Genomic DNA, 24514 nt, shown 5'->3' with positions numbered 1-24514 from the left:
GTCGTTCCTTTACTGGGTGGTTAGGTTGGTACATATAACATGTAAATATGCTTGCCGGGTTATCGGTAGCTAACCCAGTCGGCCCTCTGGTGGACATCAAGGTGTGCCTGGCTATTAAACGCAGCCAGGCTCAATTTGTCCTTACGGTATTGTAGTCGGCTTACAGAGGTATTCACTATTTGCCAGTTCAGCTCAAAAGCACTGGTAGCCGGCATCTGCGTGATCAGTTGCAGGGCGGCTGTGATAGTGCCGCCCGAGGTAAAGATGGCGATGTTCTGACCGCTGGTCGTGTGGGCGGCCATGACTCTTTGCAGCCCGCTGCGCACCTGCGCGACAAATTCCGACCAAGGCGGGCAGTCTGTGCTGCCACTTTCATCGGTAATCCATAGGGTGATGGCACTACTGAAGACCCGTTGAAATTCCTTGCGGTACTGCCCAGCGTTCTTGATATAGAACTCGGCTTCAGGAAACTGAGCAATGACCTTGGGCAGATAGGTTGCCACGACCTGGTCGGAGTGATATTCGTTGAAAGCTGCATCAATAGATATTGGGCTATCGCTCTGCTGCATTGCTGCCAGAGCATGGCGGCCGGTGTCTATCTGGCGCTGCATCTCACCCGCGTAGCAATGGTCAAAGTTGAGGCCTTGCTGCTGGTAGAACTCACCACACAGACGCGACTGCTGAACGCCCAATGGAGAGAGCACGTCGTAGTTGGCCGCACCGAGCGATGCCTGGCCGTGCCGAATAAGGTAGATACTGCCCACAAAGTTACGCCTTTTTGCGAATCTGCACTGAGGTTAGGATGAGAGTGATAAGGCTGTCAACCAGAAATCATACAAGCGTTTGAATTTGCCGTGATCCGGCATATTCTCAGCCTGTTTGCATCCTGTATGCTAGAGCGCGAAAGCCAATGGCGCACTGACCCTGGAGATAATTGTGGAATGGTTTGATCAGTATTTTTTCTTTCTTGCCAAAGCCCTCACGGTGCTGGTTGTAGTGGTGTTCATCGTGCTGGTAATTGCTGCCAGCAAAGGTCGCTCCAAGCGCAGTGAAGGCACCCTGAGTGTGGTCCGGGTAAATGATAGATTCAGCCGAATGGCTGAGCGCCTGGAAGAAGTGGTCCTGAGCAAGGGCGCACTCAAGGCACAGGCAAAGCAGCGCAAGCAGCAAGCGAAAAAAAAGGCGAAGGCAACTGACGATGATGCCAAGGGTCGCTTGTATGTGCTTAACTTTGATGGCGACATCAAAGCCAGTGCGCTTGAGCATTTGCGTCACGAGGTGACTGCGGTGCTGGGGCTGGCGCGGCCACAGGATGAAATCCTGGTGCGCCTGGAAAGCGGCGGCGGCATGGTTCACGCGTATGGTCTTGCCGCCTCACAGTTGGTGCGTATTCGGGACGCGGGTATCCCGCTGACGATCGCGGTAGACAAGGTTGCAGCCAGTGGTGGTTACATGATGGCCTGTATTGCCGACCGGATACTGGTAGCGCCGTTTGCGATGTTGGGGTCGATTGGGGTCGTAGCGCAATTGCCCAACTTTAATCGACTGTTGAAAAAGCACGATGTTGATTTCGAGATGCTTACCGCTGGCGAATACAAGCGCACATTGACTGTGTTTGGTGAGAACAACGACAAGGCAAGGGAAAAGTTTCAGGAGGATCTGGAAAATATCCATCAACTGTTCAAACGCTTTGTTTCTCGCTATCGCCCATCTCTGGATATTGAGGCGGTAGCCACGGGTGAGGTTTGGTTTGGTACCGAGGCGTTGGACCATAAGCTGGCAGATGAAGTTAAAACCAGCGATCAGTACTTAAGCGAGCGCGTTAGTGAAGCCGATGTATTCGAGCTCAATTACGAGCAGCGTAAGCGTCTGCAAGATCGGCTGTCCGGCGGTATGGCGAAGGCGGCTGACAAGCTACTGCTGACCTGGGTTTCGCGTTTAAACAATCAACGATTCTGGTAGGAGCCGATTATGTCCGAATTCAAAGCCCTGGTCGTCAGCGAAGAGGCTGGCAACTATGTTTCTTCGGTGACGGATCGCCACATTGATGATTTGCCCGAAGGCGAGGTGCTGATCCGAGTGCATTACTCGTCACTTAATTACAAAGATGCACTTTCAGCGTCGGGCAATAAGGGCGTTTCACGCAACTTCCCGCATACCCCCGGTATTGACGCGGCAGGTGTCGTAGAGGCCAGTTCAGTCGCGGAGCTGAGCGCCGGTGACGAGGTCATCCTGACCGGTTACGACCTGGGTATGAATACGGCGGGCGGTTTTGGGCAATATATTCGTGTGCCCGCTGCCTGGGTATTGAAGCGGCCCGAGGGGCTATCGCTGCGCGAAAGCATGATACTCGGTACAGCAGGCCTCACAGCCGCACTCTGTGTCGATAAATTGGAGCAGGCGGGGCTTAGCCCCGATCAGGGCCCTGTGCTGGTCACAGGCGCTACTGGAGGCGTTGGTAGTATCGCGGTCGCATTGCTTGCCAGCCTTGGCTATGAGGTGGCAGCTGCGACCGGTAAATCGCTGAAAGCCGACTTTCTGACCCAGCTTGGCGCCAAGCACATTGTTGATCGCACTACATTGGAAGCCGGCAAGGAAAAGCCGATGCTGAAGGAGCAATGGGCTGGTGCGGTAGACACCGTCGGCGGTGAGATTCTGTTTAACGTGGTCAAGTCGCTCCGCTACGGTGGCAGTGTCGCTTGCTGTGGGTTGACTGCCGGTGGCCAGTTTCAGGGCAGCGTCTTTCCTTTCATCTTGCGCAACGTAAACCTGCTGGGGATCGACTCGGTCGAGCAGCCGTTGGTGGTTAAAGCGTCCATGTGGGATCGACTTTCGGTACAGTGGAAGCTGGATTTGAGCCAGCTGGTCAGCGAGATTACGCTGGCTGAGTTGCCAGCCGAGATTGAACGCATTCTGGGCGGCAAAATGGTTGGCAGGACGCTGGTCAATCTGACTTGACTGTTACTCTGTCGCTGGCACATAAAAAACCCGCTTAGGCGGGTTTTTTAGGTTTGCTCGGCTCATCTTATCAGTCAGTCGCGCTTTGCTATCCTGCGCAAGTCTGCGCGCTGCTTTGGTCAGATACTCAAGGCGTCGTTGTGAAAGGTTGCGATGCGGCGTTGTCAGTCTCTATCGCAGATTCTGCCTGGAGGATTGCAAAAACCCGTATGTCCACGGATTGCTCCAGCATTTTGGCGTTGTCGTAGTATTTAAACCATCCCATGACCGCGTATTTGCCGTTGGTCGACATGCGAATACTCGGATAGGCTGCTTTCAGGCTTGTCCTAAAGGTCTGAGTGGCCGAGGTCAGGCGCGTCAGCACTTCGGGAGAGTCTCCGGTAATATCGAAGAGATAACTGCTGCTGTATAACCAGCCCTGGTACTCGTATGCTTCCAGACCAGTGAGCAACCGGGTGCCGTCAGGACTCAACTGCAGTTCCTGGTGAACCTGACCTTCGGCCCTGATTTTTCTGCCGATCAGCGCCATACCCAAGCCGTTGAGTAACTCCATCTGTTTAGGGCGCCTGATCTTTATCTTGCGGCTGCCTTTGCGTCCTTGCCACTCAATGCGTTGTCTTAGTTGCCACTGTCCTTGGTCGTCACGCTTCCAGACGCTGATGGCTGGGTATCCGAGGGCAACCGTGACTTTTTGGTTCAGCCAGCTGTAATCGGTACTGTTATTTTCAGGTTGCTGATATTCACTGACCGCTAAGGTTTGCCCATCGAGGCTAAGTGTCTGATAGGAGCCTAGTAATTCGGTACCGGCTGCCCGCGCCCTTTCCGCGAAGCTTTCATCCAGATCAAATTCGCTGCCGTTGCGGGTAAGCTCCAGTAGCACGGCTTCAAAGTCGACGCCAAAGCGTTTTTGTTTGGATAGGCCGACCATTATTGTGCCGGCCTCTGCACCCACGGACAAAGAGTCGATGACGAATTCGGCGTAGGTGTCAGGCAAGTCGAGGAGGGCGATCGGGCTACTCGGTTGATCGACCCCATACACAGCAATCTGACTGGCGCTGGCGAGGACCATGAAGTCACCCTTTGGGCTCAATTGGTAACGCCAGGGAGGGAAACCCTCAAATGCACTCATGCTTTGCCATTCAGGCAGTTCATAGTTAACCGAGGCGTCTGTGGGTGAAAGACGCTGTAGCAGATCACAGTTTCTAGGCCCGCACTGCGGTAAATAAATACCCTCGCGGCCCTTGCGTGGATCCGCCTGCCAGAAGCTCAGGCCATAAGCTGCAGAAAGTGATGTATAGGTTGCGTGTTGGGCTAGCCTGGAGTCAGTGGCGTCAAAACTTGCCAAGTTTACCTGAGTCTCAGCCAGACCTAAAAAATCCGAATTGCGCGGGTTGCCGGTAAGCACCGCAACTGATTCAGGCTGTTCGAAAGCACCAAAGTGGTAAAAGGGAATTGGCTCAAGCTCTATTTCAGGCCCGCTTCTGGCATATCGGGCGCCCGGGCCCTCGGCGTACGGTGCGGAAACGCGGGCGATATGGATAGGGTTTGATTCTGGTGCAAGGGCTTTCCATGCCAGGGATCGAGGATCAACGGGTGCGGGTTCGGGAGGCGCGGTAAAGGCTGGGGAGTAACTGGATTTACTTGAGCTATTGTCGTGCGCCAAGAGGGCGATCAACAGAGCGCCTACTATGGTGATAAATATCCAGGTTCCGGCGCCAGCAAAGCCGGGAGTTGCAGCCGGTCTGGGTGGCCGCTGCGTTATGGCAGGTGTGACTGGCGGCGCGACGGGGCGGGGCCTGGCTCGATTTGAGCGCGTTCTTTTACGTGGTGGTGTAGCGACTTTTACCCGAGTTTTGCCCCTTGCGCAGTGTGGGCATTGGGAGCCCCAATAGCTGTGCTGTTCGTCTTGCGTGCAGCGTTTCAGCCTTGTTTTAGCCTCCTGCAAAAGCGCTGCCCAGTCGTGAGCCGAAGGGCGCTTGCCCTCGCTGAAGCTGCGATCAAAGGTTTCGCGCAGAATGCGCGGCAGGTCCTGATGGATGCTCCAAGGCGAAGGTGCCAGATCCGTGTGAGATTTCAGGCCATAGGGATAAAAACCGCCGGCGATTCGATTCTGATTGTCACTGGGGATATCGCGGTTGCGCTTAGGCACGCCCTGGTAGGGGTGCAAACCGCCGTTGAGCAGGCTGAACACTATGACCGCCAGCGCAAAAGCATCCTGGGGTTCGCGCAGCTCTTGCGGCGTCTTGCGGGAGCGAAAGGCTTCGGGGGCGATAAAGCCCGCGGTAAATTGGTTGGCTGGAAAGTAGTGGGTATCCCCTTTAATCGCGAAACCATCGCAATCGACTACTGCGACATCTGCGCTGCGCCGGTGCACCAGTAGATTGGCCGGTTTGAGATCGATGATGCAATGCCCCCTGGCATGCAGCTCGGCAACCCGTTTGGCTAGATTGATCGCGACGTCCAGCCGCCAGGCGCTGGCTTCGGGCAGCGACTGCATTTTGCGGCCGCGCGCGCTGAGCACCAGGTCCAGTGATACGTAGCTGGCGATCGGCAAGAGCGGCATGGCAAGGCCGGCGAATGTGCCGCGTGAGTTCAATATCAGCGCCGTGGGCCAGGCAAAATGCTCGCTGTGGGCATCCTCTGGCGGGTGCTGAATCATCTGCCAGACCTTGTTCCGGCGAGTCTGGTCTTTTTTCTGCTCGTGATAAAACTTGAGGGCGGTCTTGCCGTCCGGCGCGCGGTAGATGACGCCCGCAGCGCCGCGATTAAGCGCTTTGCCGGAGAGGTTTAGCGATTGTGTTCGGCCATCGACAAATTCGAGGGTGAAGCGTCCCTTATGGGGCACGGTGCAACCACACCAGGGTCTTGTCGTCAGTGGTGATGCGATGGCTGCGCGGATCGTTCAAAGTGCCTAGCAGGGCTTCTTCAGCCTGAGTCTGATAGGTGGTGCGCAGATAGTTGTGTATTGGCTGCAGAAAATTGAGTTCGGGCCGCCAAGGACTATTCTTGGCGGCAAAGCTGGCCGCGCCGTCGCTCATCAGAAACCAGGAACGATACTGTGCAGGGGCACAGAAAACGCGCAGGTGCTGGCGCCAGCCGGGCAGAGTAAAGAAATAGGTGGTTTCTACGAAGGCGCCGTTTTCAGGCTCGCTTACCAGATAATCGCTCCAGTCATCGGGATTGATACCAAAGATAAGTCCGTCCCCCAGATGAAAAACCAGAGTGCCATGTGCTGTCAGGACAACACCGCATAAGGTGGCATGGTAGTCAGCCAACTCACCCTCACTGCTGAGTTTGTTTCTGGCTATTTGAATGGCGTCTTCAACCTGCGCCTGGGCAGTTGGATCGCTTACCAGACCCTCAATGTTACGAGACAGTTGCTGCGCTACCTGGCGGGCGAGGGTGCGCGCACCTATCTCGGATTTCGCTGCAGAGCCGGCACCGTCGCAAACGCAGGCTACAGAGCCATGAACCCGGTCTACTATCTCAAACGCGTCCTGGCAGGGTTGCTCGCGTTCAGTGTGCGAGGTGCCGGTAGCGCATGCACCGACCGATTGAAATCGCATGATCAGATCTCTACAGCTGCCCAGGAGTCAGTGTCGGGTAAGCGCACTTTATCGCCCGGAACGCTAGCAGAAACGGTCGACATGCTGCGGCTCAGCCAGATGAATAGCTCGCGAAATTGCAGGCCCTTGAGTTTCTTCGGGGTCTTGTTGGAAAACTGTCCGAGGGCATCAAAATTCGCGCCCTCTGTTCCAATCGGGAAAACGACCACGCGTTTGTCTGCTTCTTCCTGGCGGCAGCGGGACGCAGCTTCTTCCCAGCCAAAATCGTTAGGGGAGCCATCGGATATCATGATCACCCAAGGGCGGGTGCTTGATATGCCGTTCGCGTCGTACACGGCTTTTTGGCTGCGTACTTCGTCCAATGCGACATCCATGCCCTGGCCAAGTGGGGTCATGCCGCTGGCCTGGATGCTAGGTGGCTGAAAATCGATAGCATCAGTCCAGGGCTGCAGAATCAGCACGTCTTCATGGCCGCCGACGGCAATCACCATTACCTGGACGCGCAGCGCTGCTAGCTCGTCATTTTTCAATTCATCGGCAAAGACTTCCAGGCCCGCGTTGAGCTGTGCGAGGGGCTCACCAGCCATCGAACCTGAAGCATCGAGGACAAGAACACAGGGCGTGCGTTGGTTGGTGTTGTCGATGAACTCGACGCCAGGAATCGTGGAGTGGGACATGCTCTTTGTCCTTTGCGGTAAACGAAATGCAGAGTGAGTAAGTTAGTGCGTGGGGATACTAGCCAATCGGTTGAGGCATTGTAAGCCTATGGAGTAGTTGGCTACAGGGAATGCCAAATCGATCATGCTTCAAGTCTTGTGGAATAGACGCAGGGCTGCCGGGAAGGGGATGACATCGGGCGCGAGAGGCAAGTGGACGTCAGCAAGCCAGTTAGTCAGGAATCAGGGGGGCAGTGTGGGTTGGCTAAACTGAAAAGACCGGGCCGGGAAGGATCCCGGCCCGGCAGATCAGGCGCGGCGTCGAAACAGCGGTAGCGGCTGATCGGTGGCGCTCTGGTAGGTATTGGAAAAGTCGTTGAAGCTTTCCAGTGCTTCTTCCGGGTTACGGTCGGCGCGCAATGCAAAGGCGTCGAAACCGCAGCGCCGCATGAAGAAGAGCTGGTCACGCAGTACATCACCGATGGCTCGAACTTCGCCTGGGTACTGGTAGCGATCTCGCAACAGACGCGCGTTGGAGTAGCTGCGGCCATCACTGAAGACGGGGAAGTTGAGGGCCACGACCTGGAAATACTGCAAATCCTCGGCAATTGCTTCGACCTGTTCATCGCTATCCAGCCAGACCCCCAGTCCGCCATCACGAGCCTTGAGGGCGTGCGCGTGTTCGAGCCACAAACCCAATGGCACTATAAGGTCGTCACTATTAGACAAGCCGTCAAGGGTGGCGTCTTTGTCCAGTAGGTGCCAGGTCTCGTCGATGATCTCGCCGTTCTTAATTAGCCGCTGCATAAACGCGCTCCTTGAAAGGTGCCATGCCGATACGTTGGAAGGTATCGAGGAACAGTTCTTCGGGGGTACGGTTTTCGACGTAAACGTCGATCACCTTGCTGACGACCTTCGGCATTTCATCTGCGGCGAAAGATGGCCCGAGAATCTGTCCGATGGACGCATCGCGGCCGCTGTTGCCGCCCAGCGATACCTGATAAAACTCCTGACCTTTTTTATCTACACCCAGCACACCAATGTGGCCGACGTGGTGGTGGCCGCAGGCGTTCATGCAGCCAGAGATGTTCAGGTCGAGGTCGCCGATGTCGTGCAGGTAGTCAAGATCATCGAAGGTGCGCTGTATGGCTTCGGCAATGGGGATCGACTTGGCGTTGGCCAAGGCGCAGAAGTCACCACCGGGGCAGCAGATGATATCCGTCAACAGGCCAACGTTTGGCGTCGCAAAGCCCATTTCCTTGCACTCTTGCCACAAGGCATACAGGTCACTTTGACGCACATCGGCGAGTACCAGATTCTGCTGGTGGGTTACGCGCAGTTCGGCAAAGCTGTAACGCTCCGCCAGGTCTGCTGCGGCTTCCATCTGCTTGTCTGTTGCATCACCTGGCGCCACGGCGGTTGGCTTCAAGGACAATGTGACGGCAGCGTAACCAGGCACTTTATGTGCCTGCAGGTTGCGCATGGCCCAGTTGTTGAAGCCTTTCTCGCTATCACGCTTGGCCAGGTAGTCCGCGTCGTCGCCGCTAAACTGCTGGTAGTCCGGTGCCGTAAAGTGCTTGGCAACGCGCTGAACTTCCTGCTCGGTCAAGGTGGTTTCATTGTCTTTCGTATGCGCCCACTCGGCATTCACCTTTTCCGCAAATACCGCAGGCGTCAGCGCTTTGACCAGAATCTTGATACGCGCCTTGTACTTGTTGTCTCGACGGCCATAGCGGTTATACACACGCAGGATGGCATCAAGATAGGTCAATAGGTGCTGCCAGGGCAGAAAGTCGCAAATCTGCGAGCCGACGATGGGCGTGCGGCCCAAGCCACCGCCAACCAGTACGCGGAAACCGATATCGCCGGCTTCGTTCTTGATCACGTTCAAGCCGATGTCATGCACGCCGATGGCTGCACGATCATGCTCTGCGCCATTGACGGCGATCTTGAACTTGCGTGGCAGGAAGGCGAACTCGGGATGAAAGGTAGACCACTGGCGAATGATCTCGCACCACGGGCGCGGATCTACCAGTTCGTCGGCAGCAACGCCGGCAAACTGATCAGTCGTAGTGTTGCGAATGCAGTTGCCGCTGGTTTGAATGGCGTGCATCTGGACTTCAGCCAGGTGCGCCAGAATGTCGGGCACATCTTCGAGTGCAGGCCAGTTGAACTGAACGTTCTGGCGCGTGCTGAAGTGGGCGTAGCCTTTGTCATACTGGCGGGCAATAAAGGCCAGTTTGCGCATCTGCTTGGCAGAGATGTGGCCATAGGGAATGGCAACGCGCAGCATAGGCGCGTAGCGCTGTACATATAAGCCGTTCTGCAAGCGCAGTGGCAGAAATTCGTTTTCGCTTAACTCGCCAGCCAAATAGCGTTGCGTCTGGCCGCGGAACTGCTTTACGCGGTCCTCAACGAGTTGCTGATCATATTCGTCGTAGATATACATGCAGAAACCTGTGCTTGGAGCGCTGTTGGCCCCTTAACTAGTTGTGTCCCATCAGGCTAGGGCGGGCAGACAATAGCAGTTTTTGAATATGCACAAAAGGAATGTTTATCTATATCTTTAGATTGTTTTTGCACATGCAACGCACTGCTTGTGGCGCCTGCGGTAATGGTCTTAACTGAGGTTACCCGCTATGTTGGGGTAGACAAAATAATAATAGAGGATATCAATTCCATGACCGAGCATGACGTGCAAAGTGAGACTCAGCAGGACAGTCGACTGGACGCTTTTGCGGCCATCACGCTGATTTTTCTGGCTGTTGCGGTAGCGGTATTTTGGGTGAGTGGTCAGTAGCATTCCTTGTGGCGATCAGTTTACTCCTGATAGCTTCAAAACCAGCTTAACCACGCCGAGCACAATCAGTACAAAGAGTGCGGTAAAGCCTAGGCCCAGCATGATGAAGTGGCTGGGCTTGCCTTGGCTGAAATCGCGCTCGCGAGCTTTATTGCTCTGTACGCCCAATGCTGCGGCTAATACGCTCATCAAGGTGTCACGAAAGCGCATCGGGCTGGGGCTTTGCTGTTCTTGTTTTTCGCTCATTATTGTCTGCCCTTGTTATCAGTTGCTTGTGACTTGCAGCGTAGTTGCTAAGCAGCGGTTGGTCCAAGGGTAAGGGAGGTGTTGGCGCTAGACTCTAATGTTTACCCAGCCACGTCGGCGCCACATGATGGCAAAGATGATTGAGGTCATGCAGCGATATAACGTCTGCAGCAACCAGGCAGCCAGCAGGCCACCGCCCAGCAGCGGGCCAATAACGTAGGCGCAAGGCAAGAACAGCAGCCACTGACTGCCCAGGTTAACGCTCATCACCGTACGACTTGCGCCAGCGCCGAGTAGAGCCTGAGTTAATACAAGGGCTGTGGCATCCAGGCTCATGCCAATGCCGGTGATGCGCAGTGGCCACTCGCCCAGTGCAATCAGTTGCGGATCCTGAGTGAAAATACTCAGGACCAGATGCGGCGCGAGCCAGAAGGGTATGCCCATCAGGAACAGTGACACTATGGCGACCCGCACCACATCCCAGCCCCAGCGGTAGGCGTCGTCTGGTTTGCGTGCGCCGAGGCTATGGCTGACCAATGTGGTGGCGGCCATGCCCAGACCGACGCCGGGCAGTATCAGAAACAGTGCCAGGTTAATCAATACATGAGCTACTGCGAGCTCGTCGGTGCCAATCTGCGCAATAATCCAGAACAGCATGGTGATGCCTGAGGCAAAGAAGAACTGCTGTAAGGAGTTTGGTGTGGCCAATCTCAGCATGGCGCTGATGCCCTTCCAGCGGGGGCGGGCACGGAGAAAACCGTGCTCTCGACCTGCGTGCCAGGTCACCAGGAAATAGAGCGCTGCGCCGAATAGCATGGCGATTGCAGTGCCTAGTCCTGAGCCCTCTGCACCCAATTCAGGCATGCCGAAGCGACCAAAGATTAGCCCGTAGCTAATGAATACGTTTGCCAGGTGCATGACGATCAAAATCTGCAGGTACATGCCGGAGCGATGTATGCCGTTCCAGTAACCGCGAAAGGCAAAATTGAATCCGACGGCAACGATGGCGAGGGTGCGCCATTGGAAGTAGCTGGCGCCAATGCCAATAACGGCGGGATCATCCGCCAGGAGGTGGATGATGTTACCAGCTTGGGTCCAGCACAGCAGGGTGAGCGGCAGGGCAATGAGCAACGCGATCAACAGGCCTTCGTTCAGCGGACCGGCGATCAGGTCGGTACTGCCTTCGCCTTTGCGCCTGGCGACCATCGCTTGCACCCCGGCACCCAGGCCCATGACCAAAGCGACGGCCATAAAGTTGGCATAGCTGCCAAGCCCGACACCGGCGAGCGCCTGACTGCCCAGACTGCCCACCATGGCGGCGTCAACCAGATTTAAAACACTTTGGCTGAGCATCCCGCCCATAATGGGCAAGCCGAGGATGCCGATACTTTTTAGGCGGCTCGCATCTGGAAGCAGTGCCATTGATTAGGTGTCGTAGCTGAGATTGGGTGCCAGCCAGCGTTCAACTGTTTCTTGACTATCGCCCTTGCGAGCGGCGTATGACTCAACCTGGTCGCGCGTAATTTTGCCCACAGCGAAGTACTGGCTTTGCGGGTGTGCGAAGTACCAGCCGCTGACTGCCGCTGCTGGGAACATGGCAAAGTGCTCGGTAAGCGTCACGCCGGACTCGCCCTGCGGGTCGAGCAGCTTGAATAGCGTCGCTTTTTCGGTGTGGTCGGGACAGGCTGGGTAGCCGGGAGCAGGGCGTATGCCTTGATATTTCTCACGGATCAGGTCGTTATTTTGCAGCGCCTCGTCAGGGGCATAGCCCCAGTGTTTGCGGCGTACTTCCTGATGCAACCATTCAGCACAAGCTTCCGCCAGACGGTCAGCCAGTGCTTTGACCATAATCGAGTTGTAGTCGTCACCCTTGTCCTGATAAGCCTTGGCGACTTCTTCTGCGCCGATCCCGGCGGTGGTAATAAAGCCGCCCACGTAGTCGGTTTTGCCACTGTCTTTAGGGGCGACAAAATCAGCTAGTGAAAAGTTGGGCTTAGCGTCTGGCTTGATAGTTTGCTGACGCAAATGATGCAGTGTTGCCATTGGCTCGCCAGCGTCATCGTAGAGCTCAATGTCATCATGATTGACCTGATTGGCTGGCCAGAAGCCAAACACTGCGCGGGCGGTGATGGATTGGTTGTCGATAAGTTGCTTGAGCATGGCCTGGGCGTCGGCGAACAGGGATCGCGCAGCTTCGCCGACAATCTCGTCGTCAAGAATGCGCGGGTATTTGCCAGCCAGATCCCAGGATATGAAGAAGGGCGTCCAGTCGATGTACTCTGCCAATACGTTGAGATCGATCTTGTCGAGTACCTGCACTCCTTTTACCTGCGGCGCAGGCGGCTGGTAGCTTTGCCAGTCCAGTTTTGGAGCCTGCTCGACTGCCTGCGCATAGCTCAGATAGTTGGTGCGTGCGCTGCGGTTGGCTGTGCGCTCGCGCACCACGGCGTAGTCTTCACGAATCTGCTTGATGTAGTTCGGCTTGAGTTCTTTGGACAGCAATGTGGTCGCAACGCCGACTGCGCGTGAGGCGTCTGTGACATAAATCACGGCATCATTCTGGTATTTCGGCTCAATCTTGACCGCAGTGTGGGCTTTGGAGGTGGTGGCGCCGCCAATCATCAGCGGTAGATAAAAGTCTCGCCGTTGCATTTCGCGGGCGACATGTACCATCTCGTCCAATGATGGGGTGATCAGGCCGGACAGGCCGATGATGTCGCATTTCTCGTCGATGGCCGTTTGCAGGATCTTGTCCGCCGGTACCATCACGCCCAGGTCAACAATGTCGTAGCCGTTACAGCCCAGCACTACGCCGACAATGTTTTTGCCGATGTCATGGACGTCGCCCTTGACCGTGGCCATCAGGATTTTACCTTTGGCTTCCGGCGTATCGCCCTTTTCCTTTTCAATGAAGGGGATCAGGTGAGCAACCGCCTGTTTCATGACGCGGGCAGACTTGACCACTTGTGGCAGGAACATCTTGCCGGAGCCAAACAGGTCGCCGACCACGTTCATGCCAGCCATCAGCGGGCCTTCGATTACCTCGATCGGGCGCTTGCTTTGTTGGCGGGCTTCTTCGGTATCCTCAACGATCCATGCGGTAATGCCCTTGACCAGCGAGTGCGAAAGGCGAGCGTTGACTTCCCAGTTACGCCATTCCTCGGTTTCCGCTTCTTTAACGCTGCCGTCGCCTTTGTACTTATCGGCGATCTCCAGCAGGGCTTCGGTGCCGTTGTCGGTCCGGTTGAGTACTACATCCTCAACGCAGTCGCGCAGTTCGGCTGGAATCTGATCATAGATTTCCAGCTGACCGGCATTGACGATGCCCATCGACAGCCCGTTCTTGATTGCGTGGAACAAAAAGACCGAGTGTATGGCTTCACGCACCGGGTTGTTGCCACGGAAGGAAAAGGAGACGTTGGAAACGCCGCCGGACGTCAGTGCATGGGGCAGGTTGTCCCGGATATAGGCACAGGCATTGATGAAATCAACGGCATAGTTGTTGTGCTCTTCAATACCGGTAGCAATCGCGAAGATGTTGGGGTCAAAGATGATGTCTTCTGGCGGAAAGCCGACTTCGTTGACCAGAATGTCATAGGAGCGCTGACAAATTTCCTTCTTGCGCGCTTCGGTATCGGCTTGGCCCTTTTCATCAAAGGCCATCACTACCACAGCAGCACCATAGCGCTTGCACAGATGAGCCTGTGCCTTGAACGCATCAACGCCTTCCTTCATGGAAATCGAGTTGACGATGCCTTTACCCTGGATGCACTTCAGGCCTGCTTCGATGACCTCCCACTTTGACGAGTCAATCATGATGGGTACGCGAGAGATGTCAGGCTCGCCAGCGATCAGATTGAGGAAAGTGACCATGGCCAACTTGGAGTCGAGCATGCCCTCGTCCATGTTGATGTCGATGATCTGGGCGCCGGCTTCGACTTGCTGCAGCGCGACCTCCAGTGCCTCGGTGTAGTTATCTTCGCGGATTAACCGGGCGAAACGTGCAGAGCCAGTAATATTGGTGCGCTCGCCGACATTGACGAAGAGTGAGCTGCGGTCAATGGTGAATGGCTCTAGACCAGACAGGCGGCATGCTTTGGGAATGTCGGGAATGGCGCGTGGCGGGTATTTGGCGACGGCTTCGGCGATTGCCTGAATGTGCCCAGGCGTGGTGCCGCAGCAGCCACCAACGATGTTTAGAAAACCGGCGGCGGCAAACTCCTCGACCACTACGGCCATTTCTTCTGGCGTCTCATCGTACTCGCCAAATTCATTTGGCAAGCCGGCATTGGGGTGAGCCGAGGTATAAGTGCCGGCCTTGTTGGATAGCTCTTCCAGGTAGGGACGCAAGTCCTTCGCGCCGAGTGCGCAGTTGAGACCGACAGAGATAGGCTTGGCGTGACTGACTGAGTTCCAGAAGGCCTCGGTGGTCTGGCCAGAGAGCGTCCGGCCGGAGGCGTCAGTGATGGTGCCGGAAATCATGATTGGCAGTTCTACGCCGACGTCTTCAAATACCTGTTGCACGGCAAAGATAGCGGCCTTGGCATTGAGCGTATCGAAGATAGTTTCGATCAAGATCAGATCTGCGCCGCCTTCGATCAGGCCACGAGTTGACTCAACATAGTTTTCAACCAGTTGATCAAAGCTGATATTGCGATAGCCCGGGTTGTTTACGTCCGGTGAGATCGAGCAGGTACGGCTGGTCGGGCCGAGTACGCCGGCGACGAAGCGCGGGCGGTCAGGGGTTTCCAGTGTCTTTTCATCGCACACACGGCGAGCGAGGCGGGCGCCTTCAAGGTTCAACTCGTAGGATAGTTCCTGCATGCCGTAGTCGGCCTGAGAAACGCGAGTGGAGTTAAAGGTATTGGTCTCGATAATGTCGGCGCCAGCATCCAGATACGCCTTTTCCATGGCGCCAATGGCATCAGGGCGAGTGAGCACCAGGAGATCGTTATTACCTTTGAGGTCGCTGGGCCAGTCGGCAAAACGCTCGCCGCGAAAATCGCTTTCCTCAAGCTGGTAGGCCTGAATCATGGTACCCATACCGCCGTCGAGGATCAAAATGCGCTGTTGCAGAGCCTGATGAAGAGCGGTCAAGCGAGCGGTACGGTCAGACATGGGTACTCCAAAGTTACACGCCGAAAAGCCGGCTATGATAGCACGCGCGTCAAAAACTCTGAATTGTCTCGATTGCATAGTAAAAGTGAGGGTGCTGAGGGTGCCGATAATAACCAAGTAAAAAGGTGGGACTTTATTCGTGGGCGGGCTTGCCTTACAATGGCTGTCCAAGTCATATGAGTAAGAGGCATTTCATGGCAGGCATTATTCTCACCCAATCCGCGCAGGACTATCTGGCTGACCTGTTGTCAAAGCAGGATACGGACGGTGTCGGTATTCGGGTGTTCATTACCCAGCCGGGAACGCCCTATGCCGAAACCTGCATCGCATACTGCAAGCCCGGTGAAGAAAAGCCGGAAGACCGCGTTATCCCTCTTGAGCCTTTTAACGTATGGGTTGATGCGGTCAGCGAGCCCTTTCTTGAAGAGGCGCTGGTAGATTTTGCGACCGATCGCATGGGTGGGCAGCTGACGATCAAGGCACCTAACGCCAAGGTACCTATGGTTAACGAAGACAGTCCGCTGAATGAACGTATCAATTACCTGCTGCAGACCGAGATCAACCCCGGTTTGGCGAGTCATGGTGGGGATGTGAAATTGCTCGACGTGGTCGAGGGTGGCATAGCTGTTTTGCAGTTCGGTGGCGGTTGTCAGGGGTGTGGCATGGTTGATGTCACCCTCAAAGAAGGTATTGAGAAGACCCTGGTAGCGCGTATTCCTGAATTGACCGGTGTGCGTGACTCTACGGATCACACCGTTACGGAACATGCCTACTATTAAGTGATAGCCTTGTCTCGTAACGGGTAACTGCGGCTATACTGCAGGGAAAGAGATGGCGGCTTGCTATCTGCTGATGAATGTTGCGAGGCAAAAGTTATGGCTGGGGTTCTTGATACCGTCGATTCGCGTACCCGCTTGGTTGGCGAAAACCGGCTTGAAATCTTGTTGTTTCAACTATCGGGCCCCCAACTGTTTGCGCTGAACGTTTTTAAAATTCGTGAAGTGTTGACCCTGCCGGCGTTAACACAGATGCCGCAGCGGCATCCCCATGTTGTTGGGGTTATCCATTTACGCGGACAAACCATCCCGGTTATTGATCTGGCTGGGGCCATTGGCCTGCAACCCATTCCCGCGAAGTCCGACAGCACTATTATCGTCACCGAGTACAACCTGTCCGTGCAGGCCTTTTTGGTTGGCAGCGTTGATCGCATCATGAATCTGAACTGGGACACTGTTCAGCCGCCGCCAAAGGGTGCCGGTCGCGCGCATTACCTGACGGCGATCACGCGGCTGGAGAATATGCGTCTGGTTGAAATTATCGACGTAGAAAAAGTACTGGCGGAGATTGTGCCGTTTAATACCCGCGTCAGTGAGGAGTTGCTGGAAGACCCGCTGCTCACCAAGGCGCATGGTCGTGAGGTGTTGCTGGTTGACGACTCACCTACAGGTATCAATCAGTTGCGAGCCACTTTGGCTCAGCTTCATCTCAATATGCATGTTGCCACCGACGGCCTCAAAGCACTGCGTATGCTGCAGGCTTGGGCTGATGCTGGTGATGATATGACTGAGCGCTTACTGATGGTTATTACCGATGCGGAAATGCCGGAGATGGACGGTTATCGTCTCACCGCCGAAATCCGCAAGGACCCGCGTCTCAAGGATCTTCATGTGGTGCTGCATACTTCTCTATCGGGTAACTTCAATAAGGCAATGGTTGAAAAGGTGGGTTGCGACGGCTTCCTGTCCAAATTCCAGCCTGATCAACTGGTAGAAACCGTGCGCGCCCGTTTGCAGATGCTGGAGCCTTAAGGGCTTAAAACTCCAGATAGCGCTCGTGCTGGTCCATCACGCTTTGCTTGATGCCTAGCTTCTCACCGTAAATAACGGCGTAGCTCAGCACGCTCTGCACATATTTGCGTGTTTCGTCGAACGGGATAGCCTCTACCCATACGTCAGCTGGTAAGTTGCCCATACCGCGGGTCCATTGGCGTACTCGGCCGGGGCCGGCGTTGTAGGCGGCCGAGGCGAGCACACGGTTGCCATTGAACTGACCGCTCAGGCGAGAAAGGTACGCAGCCCCGATGGCAATGTTGCGCTCAGGTATCAATGCGTCGGTTGATCTGCCGTAGGGTATGTCGTATTGCCGAGCTGTTTCGCGCGCTGTTGCTGGCATGAGCTGCATCAGGCCCATGGCGCCTGCGTGCGAGCGGGCATCGGCCATAAAGGCGCTCTCCTGACGAGTAATCGCATAGACCCAGCTTGAGTTGATCTGGCGGGCCTGAGCTTGCTGCACAATGGGCTCGCGATAAGCCATCGGGAAGCGGATATCCAGGTCATCCCAATATTCGGCAATGCTGATGCCACGGATCGCAGGGAAATACCAACCCATCTCACGTGCCAGTTTTGCCTGAGCCATCAGCTCTTCGCGACTGAAGTTGTCACCAGCGTGATACCACTCGCGGCGGGCCTCGGTGAGTTCGTCGCGGGCGAGAAACTCGTAGGCGCGCTGCGTGGCTGGCAGCGCTTTGACCCGTTCCAGAAGCTGGTCTGAAACCGGTGCGCTGACGTGGTTAAGGGCGTAGGGCTGGTTGCTTCGCTCGGCTGCAAGGAAGCCATAAAAGTCGCGTTGCTCGGCCAGGTCCTTGTATTCGTTGGTCAGCTCGCCAGCATTGCTGGAGGCCAGTTGGGCGCTACGCAGCTTCCAATACCGCCAGCGGTTCTGGCTGCCCATGGATTCGGGCATCTGCTGAGTCAGTGCGTGCGCTGTCTCCCAGTTGCTGGTGCGTAATGCCAGGCGAATGCGCCACTCACTGATGTCGTCGTCTTTCATTTGCGGGTCGTTGGCCGCCATGAAGGCGAGCGCCGCAGGTTGAACTCTGCGCGCCAGGCGCACGCCGATGTCACGGGTGATGGCGAGTCGGTCTTCTTCGCTATAGGGCAGGTCTTTGTATAGCGGCCAGATGTCAAAGGCAGCACTGCTGTTGTCGCGACCGAGGCGGCGTAAGGCGACCGTTGCTATGTCGGCCAACTTGTCTGCGGGTTGGCTTGCACTGATCCGATAATTGCTACTGTCGCGCAATGCTGTGGGTTTGGCGGCGGTTTCAACGAAGCGTTCTGCCAGCTGCTTATTGCTGGACATAAGCTTGGTCAGGTAGCGCGCCAGCCCGTCCTGGCGATAGAGCAAGGCAAGGCGAATGCGCTGCCATACAACATCGTCGGTGCGTCCTCCCGCTTGCTGCCAGCGAGCGAATAGCGGATCGCATGCATTGGGTTGTGAGCGGCCGACTGTCCACAGAGCTTGTGCTTCTTGCATCGCCGCCGCACTTTGGCCTTGATCCCAGCGACGCATGGTGGCTTTACACTCAAGTCCCGCGCTTTGATCCGCTGTGGTGTAGTTCTGCTCAAAGGTCGACCACTTCCCCTGGTCCGCCAGCCGGTATAGCCAGCGTGCTTTTAGGCGGTTGGCGAATGGCAGGTCGCCATAGGTGCGCAAAAATACGGTGATTTGCTCGTCTGACGCACTAGAGAAGTCTTGGTTGAGCTTGGCCAGGACCAGGTAGCCGTAAAGTGGGTAGTCACGCAGGCCGGATTCGAGCTGTCGGTAGCGGCTGGTATCGCCTTTCTCTATGGCGTCCATGGCTTGGTCATACAGCAGTCGCTGAGTATCCAGCTTGTCAGCTTCGGCGAAAAAGCTGATGAATAACAGACTGGTAGCCAGGAGGCTACGCAATACAGCGGTGCGAAAACGGATGGTGCGGTACATAGTGATCCTGCCAGGAGGGCAACAATAGCCGGGTGAGTTTTAGGTGCTCGCAGGCGGTCGCTGCGTACGGCGAACCTGGGTCCACAGCTTAGCTTTTTGCCCCGTGTTGAAAAAGGGGCAGCTGCGAATTAATGGGCATTTGTTACAGAGTGGCGCCGCTACAGGTAGAATGCCCGTCTGATTCAATCACAGGTGTGCTATGGCTCTTCTTTCCTTTACCGATGTCTCCTTGGCCTTCGGCCTCAATCCGCTACTCGACAAGGTCAGCTTTCAGCTCGATCGAGGTGAACGGGTGTGCCTGATTGGCCGCAATGGTGCGGGCAAGTCGAGCCTGTTCAGGCTGATCGACGGTGATCAGCCAGCTGATGAAGGTGAAATCTGGGCTGCTCCGGGTCTGAAAATTGGGCAGTTGCCGCAGGAACTACCCAAGGCTGACGATAAAACGGTCTATGACGTGGTCGCGGCCGGTCTGGCTGGTGTCGGAGATTTGCTCGCTGAGTATCATCATCTGATTACGGGCGATATGGGTGATGCCGAGCTTGCGCGCCTAGAGAAGGTGCAAGAGCGCCTGGAAGCCAAGGACGGCTGGCGTCTTGACCAGTTGGTGGAGACCACCCTGACGCGCCTGGGCTTGCCAGCGGACAAGGTCATGTCGGAGCTCTCTGGGGGCTGGCGTCGTCGCGTATTGCTGGCGCAGGCGCTGGTGGCAGAACCTGACGTGCTGCTGTTGGATGAGCCTACCAACCACCTGGATATTCATACTATCGCCTGGTTGGAGCAAGTGTTGTTGGATTTTCGCGGCGCGGTACTCTTTATTACTCACGACCGTCAATTTCTGCAGGCGCTGGCTACGCGTATTCTTGAGCTGGATCGTGGGCAGCTGATTGACTGGGTTGGCGACTACCGTAGTTTCCTTGAGCACAAGGAGCAGCAGCTGGCCGCTGAAGCTACCGCCAATGCGTTGTTTGATAAGAAGCTCGCGCAGGAGGAAGTATGGATTCGCCAGGGTATCAAGGCGCGGCGGACCCGTAACGAGGGTCGTGTGCGAGCGCTCAAGGCCATGCGCGATGAGCGCGCTCAGCGAATTGAGCGGCAGGGTAAGGCGAGTTTCCAACTGGAAACCGCAGACTCCTCCGGTAAGCGGGTTATTGAGGTTGAGCACATCAATTTTGCGTGGCCAGGTCGCACGCCTCTGGTGCGCGATTTGTCCGTCAACGTTATTCGTGGCGACCGTATCGGTTTGATTGGTAATAACGGTTGCGGCAAAAGTACCCTGCTCAAGCTGCTGCTCGGCAAGCTGCAGCCTGATAGCGGCAAGATCCACAGTGGCACCAAGCTGGAAGTGGCCTATTTCGATCAGCTGCGCGATCAGTTGGAGCCGGAAAAGACGGTGATCGATAATATTTCTGAAGGTCGCGACTTTATTGAAATTAATGGCGATCGTCGGCATGTCATTAGCTACCTGGGCGACTTCCTGTTCTCGCCGGAGCGCGCACGTACGCCGGTGAAGGCCTTGTCCGGTGGTGAGCGCGCACGCTTGCTGCTCGCGCGCCTGTTCAGTAAACCGGCCAATATGCTGGTGCTGGATGAGCCGACTAACGACTTGGATGTCGAGACTCTGGAGCTGTTGGAAGAGGTTCTGGCCGGTTTCGACGGTACTGTGTTGATCGTAAGCCACGACCGGGTGTTCCTTGATAACGTAGTTACCAGCAGCCTGGTATTTGAAGGTGGCGGTAAGGTACGCGAGTACGTCGGCGGTTATGCCGATTGGCTACGTCAGGGCGGGCGCATCGAAACATTGGCAGAGTGGGGCGAGGACGCCAATGCTCAGACGGAGGCCGCTGCAGAAGTCCCTGAGCCGCCAGTAGCTGCTGCGCCAGTGTCAGTGCAACCCAAAGTGAAGTTGAGCTACAAGTTGCAGCGTGAGCTGGATGCACTGCCTGAAGTTATGGAAACGCTGGAAAGCAAGCTTGAGGCCCTGCAGCAGCAGATTAGCGATCCGGCTTTCTATCAGCAGTCGCATGACGCTACTGCCAAGGTGTTGGCAGAGGTCGAGCAGAAACAGCAGGAGCTCGATCTGGCTATGGAGCGTTGGGCGGAATTGGAAGAGCAAGCTGGCGGCTAAGTCGTCAGGGTTAAGCGGCAAGCAGTGGGTGTTGGCTTGGGGTTTCAGCTTTAAATTGGCTGGTTGCGCGACACTTTCAGGTGTAAGTGTCGCGCAGGCTGACTTAGGCTGTGGCTTGAAGCTTGAAGCTTGAAGCTTGAAGCTTCTGGCTCGTGCTTTAGCTTTTTTTGCCCAGGCGTACGGCTATGACATCGCAGGGTGCGCCGTGCAATACATCGTTGGCTGTCGAGCCCAGTAACAGGGCCAGGCCGTGGCGTCCGTGACTACCCACTACTATCAGGTCGCAGGACTGCTCTTCCGTCACGCGATGGATCTCTTGGCGCGGATGGCCGAAGGCTATCTGTAGGCGATCATCTGGTAATCCATAATCGGCAGCGAACATCTGCATCCGTTCCTTGGCTTGCTCAAATTGCTGTTGCTGGAGCATGGACAGGTCCATCGGCACGTCTCCGCCATAGGCCATTGCCAGTGGTTCTACCACGTGCAGCAGAGACAGCTTGGCATCCAGTGCCTTCGCAAGCTTCATTGCGTGATCGGCCACTTCGCGACATTCTTCTATCAGATCCACGGCCACCAGCACGTGTGAGTACAGCATCGGCATCTCTCCTTTTTTCTTCGGATACTAGCAGTGTTGCCGCCTTGCGTGCAGCCTGTTTTGCTTAACATCATGACTGAGCATAGCGCTGTTGCAGGGCTGGGCATAGTGCTTCGAAGTCCCGTCTTTTTTTCATTCGTTATAGTGCGCCTTGGTGGTTTGTGGTGTGCATGGCGCCTGCTACAGTAGGGGTTTGCGGTACCTGATTTGATCTTTTTGGTGATTCTTGGTTGCTTGCCGGTGTCGTCAATTAACTTATTGTTTTATAGGTATAAAATACTCCTCGGTTACTGGTTTCGCGGCTTTTTCGCGATACGGCCTATTGGCAGGCAGATTGACAAGAGCGGGCTTTTGACAGAAGGTGTGCGCACCCGAATCAAACGGCCGTATGAATTTTTTATTCATCGTTTCCCCGATTATCGGGATCGTTCATGACATCAGTTGTTCGCTGGCGCCAAGCTGGCGAAGGCGACTGGTGTTTCTCATGTGCTTTCATAGCGTGGAGATCAGTTGATGATTTACGAAGGTAAAGCCATCACGGTTCAAGGTCTTGAAGACGGCATCGTCGAGCTCAGATTTGATCTGCAGGGCGAGTCAGTCAACAAGTTCAACAGCGCCACACTGTCCGAGTTGCAAGCGGCAGTCGAGGCCATTCAAAACAACAGTGATGTGAAGGGCGTTATCGTCACCAGTGGCAAGGGCGTGTTCATCGTCGGCGCCGACATCACCGAGTTCGTTAACACCTTCAAGTTGCCAGAAGAAGATCTGGTCGCCGGTAACCTGGAGGCCAACAAGATTTTCAACGCGTTTGAAGACTTGAATGTGCCAACGGTTGCTGCGATCAATGGCATGGCGCTGGGTGGTGGTCTGGAAATGTGTCTGGCTGCGGATTTCCGCGTTATGGCCGCCAGCGCCAAAATCGGCTTGCCAGAAGTCAAATTGGGTATCTACCCCGGCTTCGGCGGCACCGTCCGTCTGCCACGCTTGATCGGCGTAGACAACGCGATTGAGTGGATTTGCGGTGGTGCTGAACAGCGCGCTGACAAAGCATTGAAAATGGGTGCTGTGGATGCGGTTGTTGCCGATGACAAGCTGATGGAGGGCGCGCTGGACATCATCAAGCGTGCTTTGTCCGGCGAGCTTGACTATAAGGCCAAACGTCAGCCCAAACTGGAAAAGATCAAGCTCAACACCATCGAGCAGATGATGGCGTTCGAAACCTCCAAGGGTTTCGTTGCTGGTCAGGCGGGTCCTAACTATCCGGCGCCCGTTGAAGCGATCAAGACCATTCAGAAAGCGGCCAACCACGGCCGTGAGAAAGCGCTGGAAATCGAAGCTGCCGGTTTTGCCAAGCTGGCCAAGACTGATGTCGCTGCAAGCCTGGTGGGTCTGTTCTTGAATGATCAGGCGCTGAAGCACAAAGCCAAACAGTACGACAAGCAAGCTGATGACGTGAAGCTGGGCGCCGTTTTGGGTGCTGGTATCATGGGTGGCGGTATTGCTTACCAGTCAGCTGTTAAGGGCACGCCCATCCTGATGAAGGATATCCGCGAAGAGGGTATTCAGCTGGGTCTGGACGAAGCCTCGAAGTTGCTCGGCAAGCGTGTGGCCAAGGGCCGTATGAAGCCTGAGCAAATGGCCAAGGCGCTTAACGCGATTCGTCCAACCATGTCTTATGGCGACTTCAAGGAAGTCGACATCGTGGTTGAAGCGGTTGTTGAGAACCCAAAGGTCAAGCATGCAGTGCTGGCTGAGGTAGAAGAGTATGTTCGCGAAGACGCGATCATCGCATCCAATACCTCTACCATCTCCATCACTTATCTCGCGCAGGCGCTCAAGCGTCCTGAAAACTTCTGCGGCATGCATTTCTTCAATCCGGTACACATGATGCCGCTGGTTGAGGTTATTCGTGGCGAGAAGTCCAGTGATAAGGCGATCGCTACTACCGTTGCCTATGCCAAGAAAATGGGCAAGACGCCGGTTGTGGTCAATGACTGCCCAGGCTTCCTGGTCAACCGCATTCTGTTCCCTTATTTCGGCGGCTTCGCGCGTCTGATCAATATGGGTGCCGATTTCCAGCGCGTTGACAAGATCATGGAAAAATTCGGCTGGCCCATGGGTCCCGCGTACCTGATGGACGTAGTTGGCATGGATACCGGTCACCACGGCCGTGATGTCATGGCTGAGGGTTATCCCGATCGTATGGCTGACACCACCAAGACTGCGGTCGACGTGATGTATGAAGCCAACCGTCTGGGTCAGAAGACCGGCAAGGGCTTCTATGCCTACGAGCTCGACAAGAAAGGCAAGACCAAGAAGGTTGTTGATCCGCAAGCCTACGAGCTGCTCAAGCCGGTGGTGCTGGAACAGCGCGAGTTCACCGATCAGGAAATTCTCGAGATCATGATGGTTCCGCTGTGCCTGGAGACTGTACGTTGCCTGGAAGACGGCATCGTCGAGTCGGCAGCAGATGCGGACATGGGTCTGATCTACGGTATTGGCTTCCCGCCCTTCCGCGGTGGCGCTCTGCGCTATATCGATACCATTGGTGTGGCCGAGTTTGTGGCCATAGCGGATAAATACGCCGAGTTCGGCGCCATGTATGCCCCAACTGAAAAGTTGCGTGAAATGGCGAAGACCGGTCAGAAATTCTTCGGTTAACCGCGGAACGTACAGAGCGAGAGTAAA

At 55.6% G+C, this 24514-nt stretch carries 17 protein-coding genes; 6 read left to right on the top strand and 11 right to left on the bottom strand.

From position 1 onward, the window contains the following. Positions 1-59: 59 nt before the first annotated feature. Positions 60-764, bottom strand: a complete 705-nt coding sequence (locus tag H4J77_RS03485; protein WP_182246998.1) for a histidine phosphatase family protein — start codon at positions 762-764, stop codon at positions 60-62. A 172-nt stretch (positions 765-936) separates the two neighbouring features. Here H4J77_RS03485 and sohB point away from each other — a divergent pair, with 172 nt between their 5' ends. Both sohB and H4J77_RS03475 read left to right on the top strand, forming a co-directional pair. Continuing rightward, positions 937-1962, top strand: coding sequence for a protease SohB (sohB, locus tag H4J77_RS03480; protein ID WP_123889887.1), 1026 nt, complete (start codon positions 937-939; stop codon positions 1960-1962). Positions 1963-1971: 9 nt separating this feature from the next. Continuing rightward, complete coding sequence (locus H4J77_RS03475; protein WP_123889886.1) at positions 1972-2958, top strand: YhdH/YhfP family quinone oxidoreductase; 987 nt, start codon at positions 1972-1974, stop codon at positions 2956-2958. A gap of 127 nt (positions 2959-3085) precedes the next feature. Here H4J77_RS03475 and H4J77_RS03470 read toward each other — a convergent pair whose 3' ends face one another. The 8 genes from H4J77_RS03470 to metH form a co-directional block, all read right to left on the bottom strand. Next, complete coding sequence (locus tag H4J77_RS03470) at positions 3086-5803, bottom strand: protein kinase domain-containing protein (protein WP_182246997.1); 2718 nt, start codon at positions 5801-5803, stop codon at positions 3086-3088. Then, complete coding sequence (locus H4J77_RS03465) at positions 5793-6524, bottom strand: PP2C family serine/threonine-protein phosphatase (protein WP_123889883.1); 732 nt, start codon at positions 6522-6524, stop codon at positions 5793-5795. Before H4J77_RS03465 ends, H4J77_RS03470 begins: the two co-directional genes overlap by 11 nt. Before the next feature lie 2 nt (positions 6525-6526). Continuing rightward, complete coding sequence (locus H4J77_RS03460; protein WP_123889882.1) at positions 6527-7201, bottom strand: VWA domain-containing protein; 675 nt, start codon at positions 7199-7201, stop codon at positions 6527-6529. 288 nt (positions 7202-7489) lie between these two features. After that, complete coding sequence (locus tag H4J77_RS03455) at positions 7490-7987, bottom strand: DUF934 domain-containing protein (protein WP_123889881.1); 498 nt, start codon at positions 7985-7987, stop codon at positions 7490-7492. Further along, positions 7971-9629 carry a nitrite/sulfite reductase gene (locus tag H4J77_RS03450; protein ID WP_123889880.1) on the bottom strand — a complete coding sequence of 553 codons (1659 nt, stop codon included), beginning with the start codon at positions 9627-9629 and terminating at the stop codon, positions 7971-7973. The genes H4J77_RS03455 and H4J77_RS03450 overlap by 17 nt, the downstream gene beginning before the upstream one ends. Before the next feature lie 366 nt (positions 9630-9995). Next, positions 9996-10226: a DUF2970 domain-containing protein gene (locus tag H4J77_RS03445; protein WP_123889879.1), complete on the bottom strand. Its 231-nt coding sequence runs from the start codon at positions 10224-10226 to the stop codon at positions 9996-9998. A gap of 87 nt (positions 10227-10313) precedes the next feature. Further along, a complete protein-coding gene (locus H4J77_RS03440) occupies positions 10314-11648 on the bottom strand; it encodes an MATE family efflux transporter (protein ID WP_182246996.1) in 1335 nt (444 codons plus the stop codon). A gap of 3 nt (positions 11649-11651) precedes the next feature. Further along, complete coding sequence (metH, locus tag H4J77_RS03435; RefSeq protein WP_182246995.1) at positions 11652-15344, bottom strand: methionine synthase; 3693 nt, start codon at positions 15342-15344, stop codon at positions 11652-11654. Positions 15345-15538: 194 nt separating this feature from the next. Here metH and nfuA point away from each other — a divergent pair, with 194 nt between their 5' ends. Together nfuA and H4J77_RS03425 are read left to right on the top strand one after the other, a co-directional pair. Continuing rightward, the gene (nfuA, locus tag H4J77_RS03430; RefSeq protein ID WP_123889876.1) at positions 15539-16123 is read left to right on the top strand and encodes a Fe-S biogenesis protein NfuA; all 585 of its coding nucleotides are present in this window, start codon (positions 15539-15541) and stop codon (positions 16121-16123) included. Positions 16124-16219: 96 nt separating this feature from the next. After that, entirely contained in the window at positions 16220-17152 is a 933-nt protein-coding gene (locus H4J77_RS03425) for a chemotaxis protein CheV (protein ID WP_123889875.1), read from the top strand. Between the two features lie 4 nt (positions 17153-17156). Here H4J77_RS03425 and H4J77_RS03420 read toward each other — a convergent pair whose 3' ends face one another. After that, positions 17157-19106: a transglycosylase SLT domain-containing protein gene (locus tag H4J77_RS03420; RefSeq protein WP_182246994.1), complete on the bottom strand. Its 1950-nt coding sequence runs from the start codon at positions 19104-19106 to the stop codon at positions 17157-17159. A 199-nt stretch (positions 19107-19305) separates the two neighbouring features. Here H4J77_RS03420 and H4J77_RS03415 point away from each other — a divergent pair, with 199 nt between their 5' ends. Then, positions 19306-21231 carry an ATP-binding cassette domain-containing protein gene (locus tag H4J77_RS03415; RefSeq protein ID WP_123889873.1) on the top strand — a complete coding sequence of 642 codons (1926 nt, stop codon included), beginning with the start codon at positions 19306-19308 and terminating at the stop codon, positions 21229-21231. A 157-nt stretch (positions 21232-21388) separates the two neighbouring features. On the opposite strand, the gene H4J77_RS03410 is transcribed toward H4J77_RS03415, so the two are convergent. Continuing rightward, positions 21389-21826 carry a universal stress protein gene (locus H4J77_RS03410; RefSeq protein WP_123889872.1) on the bottom strand — a complete coding sequence of 146 codons (438 nt, stop codon included), beginning with the start codon at positions 21824-21826 and terminating at the stop codon, positions 21389-21391. A gap of 513 nt (positions 21827-22339) precedes the next feature. Here H4J77_RS03410 and fadB point away from each other — a divergent pair. Further along, positions 22340-24487, top strand: coding sequence for a fatty acid oxidation complex subunit alpha FadB (gene fadB / locus H4J77_RS03405; protein ID WP_123889871.1), 2148 nt, complete (start codon positions 22340-22342; stop codon positions 24485-24487). Positions 24488-24514 lie beyond the last annotated feature (27 nt).

Source organism: Pseudomonas sp. 5Ae-yellow, assembly GCF_014077575.1.
Lineage (GTDB): Bacteria > Pseudomonadota > Gammaproteobacteria > Pseudomonadales > Pseudomonadaceae > Halopseudomonas > Halopseudomonas neustonica.
This window is presented reverse-complemented; position numbering and strand designations above follow the sequence as displayed.